This is a genomic window from Candidatus Margulisiibacteriota bacterium (genome assembly GCA_018822365.1).
In the GTDB taxonomy this organism is placed as follows: domain Bacteria; phylum Margulisbacteria; class WOR-1; order O2-12-FULL-45-9; family XYB2-FULL-48-7; genus XYB2-FULL-45-9.
In genome coordinates, this window is record JAHJKL010000021.1 from 1 (window position 1) to 4,242 (window position 4,242).

Consider the following 4,242-nt stretch of genomic DNA (forward strand, 5'->3'; position numbering starts at 1 on the left):
TATTAAAGGATCCATGTTAGAAAGCCCCCTTATCAGGCTCGGCAACATCGGTTAAACATCAATAAACTCCCATTAAGCTGGTCACGCGTGCACCGGTAGTTTGACATGCGCTTTCAAATCCCGATCAATATCTTTTACTACTTTCCTCTTTTCTTCAACTTTGTCGTCAACTCCCCTGACCAACTCTTTCACTTCATCTATTTTATTAAACAAAACCGAATGCCCTTCGGCGACCGCCTTGACATCGGAATGAAGAGCTTCAATTGCCACTCCATTCTTTTGAATCAGCCCATAATGCTCTTTCTGCCCTTTTTCCAGTTTTTCCTGTCCAGCTTTCAAGGAGCCAATATCTTCCTTCATCGAACCAATTTCATTTAGTATTAAATCTAATTTAGCTTCGCTCATTTCTTTTCTCCTAACTTTCTGATTATATACCTTTCTCTATCCACTCGCTCTTCCTCTGTCGTCCCGCCATAACAAACGCCGCTTTCTTTCCCGTCGTCACCGCCGTAGGTGGCATTCTTGCAGACCTTTGCCTTGGCGCAACTATTTGAATAAGAGACCGGCACATAACCAGAACAGATTGCCGGTAGGATCTTTTCTTTCTTTATCCTCTTCCGCACGTAACTAAAGTTTAAATTTAGAGTCTTCTCTTTTACCGCCATTTTCCCCTTCTCCCAATTGAGCTACAAAACCCCTTTGGGCGGCCCCCCCCAGAGAAAATAAATAATTATCATAAATAACGATAATACCGCCAGCGCCAGGTAAACTACCATTTGAGATTCCATTCTTAAGCCTCCTCCTTGTCGCTAACGGCAAATAATGCCGCGACAAAGCCCATTAATGCTGACACCAATAGCCCAAAAATAAAAATCGCTAAATTAAATGGGTTGCCGGGAACAAATTGTCCTACCACTAAGGCAATAACCGTCAACTTCGTTACATCACGAAATATTTCAGAAATAACTTTTTTACGAGCGTTATTTATCATTTTTAATAACTATCCCAATTGAGCAGGTCGCGCTTGAGCAAGTCCTGCACAACTTTAGTCCGTTGCAGCATCTCCACCGTCTCGGCGCGGGTCAGCTGTTTGTTCGGTTCAAAGCCGCGCCCTTTCAGGTATTCCAGGATCCCGGCGTTGTAGGCTCCAGAGATCCTCTGCGCCGCCCAGTGGTTGACCCTGATATCCGGGAATTGATTAAGATAAACTTCTTCGGCGATTCCGGCAAAGCGGGCGATCATTAAAAGTCCTTCAGCCCGGGTGATTTTCCCGTTTGGCTTGAAGACATTTCCCGGGTAACCCAGCACAATCCCTTTCTTGGCCGCTTCCGCGATGTATGGCGCGGCCCAGTGCTTGGCCGAAACATCTTTGAAGGCCGCTCTGGCATCGCCCGAGGGGACGCCGATCATTGACTTGATAATGAGCGAGCACATTTCGGCCCTGGTAATATTCCCTTCCGGCTTGAATGTCCCGTCGGGATAACCGGTGATCACTCCGGCCATCGCCAGGAGAGAGGTCGGCTGGTCAACCCAGTAACCGATAGGAACATCCGGGAAAGTAATGAGCCTTAATATCCGCGGCCGCTTCCCGAAAATAAAGGTCTTGTCGGCATATGATTCAAGCGAGATCGCGTTCTTGCCAATATAGAGGTCGTAAGTGGTCGCGAACATCCCTTTCAGGTTTAATTTGACCGGCACTCCGTTCGCCCTTAAGCTCTTGACCCGGTAGTCAACCACTTCACCCGAGACCGGGACCTGCGCCGCGAAAGTGATCAGCTTGTCTTTTGGCGAATAGAGCTTGAACGCCTCTTTCGGGATCTCGATCTTGGGAGGCTGGAACGCATAGGAAAGGGAGAAGAAACTGTTGTCAATGTTAGGGGCACCCGCAAAGGTGTGGTAAGCATAATCAAAGCGAAAACCGCCGTAATAAAGGCCGACCCCGTAGGCAATATCTGAAACGGTAACCAATTCTCCGTTGCCGTCGCCGGCCGAATCCTGGTCGATCCCGGCCCGGATCCCGATATATTCGATCGGTTTCCATTCGGCCCCAAGGTGCATTAACCCGGGATAACTCTTCATTGTCGGGTGCATTTCGTAATCGGCGAGTAATTTTAACTGGTGGTCGCCGATCCGGTAGAGGCTTTCTTCCTTGCCTAACAAATTAACACTGGTCCCCAGAAGAAAGACCACCGGGTAATATTCGGTATGTCCGGAAGCGTAGACTAATTTCCCCCCCATCGCCCCGGGGAGGACATTGGTCGCGGTTGCCCCTAACTTCAGCCATTTTTGCGGTTTGGCGGTCAGCCCAAGGTCAAGCTCGTAGCCGCTGGCATCCCCGCCGACAATACTGTCGCCGTAAAGGGCCGCCTTGAAAAGCTTGACACTGGCGCCGATCGAGATCTTATCGGCAAAGGGGAGTTTGTCCAGCCTAAGATACCCCATTTTTTTCAATTCGTTGGCGTAGGAAATGACTATGGCATTGTTGTAGTTCCCCATGACCGGCTGGGAAGAATCAACCACGTAGATCGGGTCGTCCGGATCGGAAGCGGCTTCAATGGTGGTGGCATAAGCGCCGCCGATCGAGGTCCCGGCAAAACCGAAGCCTATCACTCCATAATCAGTCGCGTATAAACCAGAGGCGGAAAGATATGTATACTCATCCAAAAACTTGCCGGACATTGACGAGAGCTGCCACCCCTCTACTCCAGCCATACCGGCCGGATTGGAATACATGGCGCCGGCATCGTCAGATAGACCGATATAAGCCTTGCCCAGGCCAAGGACCCTGGCGTTGGGAATATAGCGGGTCGGGTCCTGGGCGACATATTCCGCCAGGGCCACCCCCGCCATCACCATTATTAATAGTAGAGTTAAAACTCTTTTCATTATATTTCTTATGCCCTATACCTTAACCCTTGCCTGTCCCTTTAGCCTTGCCTTCTTTACGGTATATGGTGCTGCAACATTGAGCCAGGAATCAAGAGAATCGGCGCCTTTGAGATCTTCCTCCCGGTCGCCGGATCAATAAAGACCGACATCCCAATTTGAGCCGACCTGTCCGGCCGCAGATCACGAACCTCGGCTTTTAAGTTGGCCCTATCCGCCCGGGTGCTGACATCCATTTTTTTGGTGCCAAAGGCCCCTGTTTTGCTGTACAGCTTCCGGTAGATCACCTGGCCGGTCTTGATTCCGCTGACAATGATCCATTCAATCTGGTCGGGCAAATTCCCATTTCTGGTCCAAACCGTGGCCCAAAAATTCCCATCGGGGCGGTCTATTTCCACCGGAGTAGTAATCGCTCTGGTCTCTTCAACCGCAGTCCCGCCCCCCCCGCCTTCGGTGTAAAGGTCGTAGCGAATGATCCCGACATGCCCGGCATCGTCTTCGGCATAAAAGAAGAGGGTGACCGGCCGGCCGTCAGTATTTGGCAAATTGGCGTTAAAGATAAAGTCCCTGACATATGCTTTGGTCACCGGCAAGGTCGTGTCCAGGGCAATATTGGCGTCTGGCACATCCTCAATGATCGTGACAACATTTACCCCATCATTATATCTGGCAACAACCTTCGCCTTGATCCTGTCTAAGCTCAAAACATTGGGCGCAATGGTCGCGATGTCAAAACTGATCCTCGGATTGGGACTGACAGTCGTCGCGGGCAATTCGGAGGATAACGCCTCCGGATAAATGTTGCCGTTGATCGAAACCCGGCTGATCGTCACCTCTCCGGACCCATTAATAATGGTTAAAGCGTTGATCTCTCTGGTCGCGGTCGAATCGGGATTGGTGACCAGCAGGTCCCTGGTCCCCGCCTCCACGGTTGGATCGATAAAGACATTTATCACTATTTTACTTGCGCTTTCATATGTCGTAGACATGACGTCAACATCGTAATCAAAGGAAGATTCACCGCTCTTCATAAAAGCCGATGAAAGCGGACTGCCGCCGGGATACGACGGCATAAAATCGGTCCCGCTGACCTCGATCGTCCCGATCCAGCCGCGATACCGGGTGCTGGGAGTAAGGGCTGTTACCGTCGGTGAGCGGAGTCGGTAGATCCGTCCGGCGTCGCCGCACATATACGCGTAAACCCCGGCCAGCTCACCCGGATAGACCAGCCTGACAAAAATATCATTGATGTTGGTTGCCGGAGTATAATCGTAAGTCCCCCAGTTGATGCCGCCATCGGTCGTAAAAGCAGTTGTTCCGCTGTCCCCGGCGGTCCAGCCAAAATCCTTGGTAATA

At 50.7% G+C, this 4,242-nt stretch carries 5 protein-coding genes; all 5 read right to left on the reverse strand.

What is annotated here, in order from left to right; all coding sequences use genetic code 11:
• Positions 1 to 81 precede the first annotated feature (81 nt).
• Complete coding sequence (locus tag KKF06_01265; protein MBU1616395.1) at positions 82 to 405, reverse strand: hypothetical protein; 324 nt, start codon at positions 403 to 405, stop codon at positions 82 to 84.
• Positions 402 to 665, reverse strand: a complete 264-nt coding sequence (locus tag KKF06_01270; GenBank protein MBU1616396.1) for a hypothetical protein — start codon at positions 663 to 665, stop codon at positions 402 to 404. The genes KKF06_01265 and KKF06_01270 overlap by 4 nt, the downstream gene beginning before the upstream one ends.
• A 125-nt stretch (positions 666 to 790) precedes the next feature.
• Positions 791 to 991 carry a hypothetical protein gene (locus tag KKF06_01275; GenBank protein ID MBU1616397.1) on the reverse strand — a complete coding sequence of 67 codons (201 nt, stop codon included), beginning with the start codon at positions 989 to 991 and terminating at the stop codon, positions 791 to 793.
• A gap of 2 nt (positions 992 to 993) precedes the next feature.
• Complete coding sequence (locus KKF06_01280; GenBank protein ID MBU1616398.1) at positions 994 to 2,886, reverse strand: S-layer homology domain-containing protein; 1,893 nt, start codon at positions 2,884 to 2,886, stop codon at positions 994 to 996.
• A gap of 56 nt (positions 2,887 to 2,942) precedes the next feature.
• The coding region (locus tag KKF06_01285) for a hypothetical protein (protein ID MBU1616399.1) at positions 2,943 to 4,242 on the reverse strand (1,300 nt) is incomplete at its 5' end.

Excerpts from the sequence above, each read along its gene's own strand:
- KKF06_01265 (MBU1616395.1), bottom strand. The coding sequence starts at position 405 with ATGAGCGAAGCTAAATTAGATTTAATACTAAATGAAATTGGTTCGATG.
- KKF06_01270 (MBU1616396.1), bottom strand. The coding sequence starts at position 665 with ATGGCGGTAAAAGAGAAGACTCTAAATTTAAACTTTAGTTACGTGCGG.
- KKF06_01275 (MBU1616397.1), bottom strand. The coding sequence starts at position 991 with ATGATAAATAACGCTCGTAAAAAAGTTATTTCTGAAATATTTCGTGAT.
- KKF06_01280 (MBU1616398.1), bottom strand. The coding sequence starts at position 2,886 with ATGAAAAGAGTTTTAACTCTACTATTAATAATGGTGATGGCGGGGGTG.